Source organism: Vibrio sp. V10_P2A27P122 (assembly GCF_963874335.1).
Lineage (GTDB): Bacteria > Pseudomonadota > Gammaproteobacteria > Enterobacterales > Vibrionaceae > Vibrio > Vibrio anguillarum.
On the sequence record NZ_CAWNHY010000225.1, the window covers coordinates 1 to 2,091 of the forward strand.

General features: G+C 39.9%; 2 protein-coding genes. Both read left to right on the top strand.

Annotation, left to right across the window (positions count from 1 at the left end; translation table 11 throughout):
• A partial coding sequence (gene bla / locus AACQ17_RS09540) for a class A beta-lactamase (RefSeq protein WP_141201439.1) occupies window positions 1-747 on the top strand: 747 nt, incomplete at its 5' end.
• 453 nt (window positions 748-1,200) lie between these two features.
• A complete protein-coding gene (locus AACQ17_RS09545) occupies window positions 1,201-1,761 on the top strand; it encodes a hypothetical protein (RefSeq protein ID WP_094149270.1) in 561 nt (186 codons plus the stop codon).
• Window positions 1,762-2,091: the final 330 nt, after the last annotated feature.

A 2,091-nucleotide genomic window follows, 5' to 3' on the forward strand; every position in this document is an offset into this window, starting at 1 on the left:
GGCGTCTATGCTTACGATATATATGGAAGTTTTACTTTTGGTTACCGTGAGCAGGAACGCTTTCCTTTGTGCAGTTCTTTTAAATCACTTCTGGCAGCGGCTATTTTACAAAAATCGCAAAATCAACTGCTGAACTTAGACACTTCTATCGATTTTAGTGAACGTGATCTAGAGTTTTGGTCACCAATTACCGAGGAAAATCACGCCGAAGGAATGAGCATAGGCCAACTGGCTCAAGCTGCCCTTCAATACAGCGATAATGGCGCTACCAATATTTTATTAGAGCGTTATATCGGTGGCCCTAAAGGTATGAATACCTTTATGAAAAGCATTGGAGATGAAGATTTCCGTTTAGACCGTTGGGAGCTAGAACTCAATACAGCAATACCCGGAGACGAACGAGACACCTCTACACCTAAATCAATGGCGACGAGCATTGGCAAGCTATCTTTTGGCAATGTACTGTCGGCCTCCCATCAGGAGTTATTTCATGATTGGCTAATCGGTAACACGACTGGAGATAACAGAATCAGAGCTGCCGTTCCTAAGCAATGGCAAGTCGGTGATAAAACGGGAACCTGTGGTGCCTATGGTGCAGCAAGCGATGTCGCTGTTATTTGGCGAGAAAAAGCATCTCCGTTAGTAATAGCAATATATACACATAAATCTGAACCAAGCGCGAAACATAGCGATAAGATAATAGCAGAGGTTGCTAAAGAAACTTTGCAATACATTATAAGTCAATAAAATACTATTCCCACTCAAGTGGTCAATTAAAGTTGCCGACTTGAGTGGGAATGCAAATCTTATAGCTTGTGATAACGAACGTATATCCCCTTCCTATTTGAAGTTTCAAGGGGGCTGGCTACGTTCGTTCATCCCAATCATAGAGTCTATCTATGCTCATGCACACTCGCTCACTTACCGCCTGCCTGCAACTCTAAATTGTTTGGGTATAGTATTCATTGAGCAACTCTAGTTAACTGTTATTCGAGCATCTTGATTGATTAAGCTGCAGATATCGAGTTGTATCAAACTGATTTATAATGATTATTTTAATTTACATTAATTTCCTATCTCATGGCCTAGTTTGCTGACATTATCGGCTCACTAGCCGCTGAACATGCATTATCCCTCAGAATAAACCTTCACAGATTGGATGATGACTCGACATAAACATTTTATCCAAAGGTATAAGTAATGACATTTCGTATTATTTTAATCCCAGCTTTACTGCTATTTTCTACCGTGAACCTAGCAGCAGAAGATACCAAAGAATACGTTTTTAACCTTCAACATGTTGTAAAAGAAAAATTAGCATTCGATTTGTTAATTCCATGGACGACCACTAATCATCCGACTGAGTCTACCGTTGATTTTGATCTTGTAAATCTTCATGACGCTGTGTATAAGCAAGAATTTATCGCCTCACTAGTAGAAAATGCAAGGATAAAATCAACTGACCCCGATCATAAATTTGATCTTGAACTTAAAAGGTCATCCACATTTTCAAATGACGGTAAATCCTGTAGCGAGACATCATCATGCCCAGATTTAAGTACCGTTGGTTTAACATCGCAGACACCACAGGATCATAAAGTTTTTGATGCAGCAGGTTTAGAACAAACTGTCATCAAGCTAGAAGGTCAAATAGGAAATAAAGTAATGCCAGGGTTTGTAATTAGACATAAGCGTAAAAATGAATTTCCAGCCGGGACTTATACTGAACAATGGGTATTGTCTATCACCCCTGCCATATAATGGTTCTGCTGACCAATCAAAGAGGCTACGCTTATGCGTAGTCTTTTTTGCGCCTGCTGTTTCTAAGTGAAATACCAAGTATTCTTATACACGTACTACTTAAGCCAACCACGGACAACGGCTTAAACGATTTTATGCATCGACTAACTTAGTCACTCGCCACTTATCTACCCCATCCTTTATCCTACGATGGCCAATATTAACACTTGCAACATTTAGTTAATGCTTTTTGCAGAGCCCATCGATATGGAGAGTCGCGACTCTATGCATCGCTAAAAGTCAACATGAACTGACTTTCCACTGTTCCTAATAATTACTATCAACCTGTTC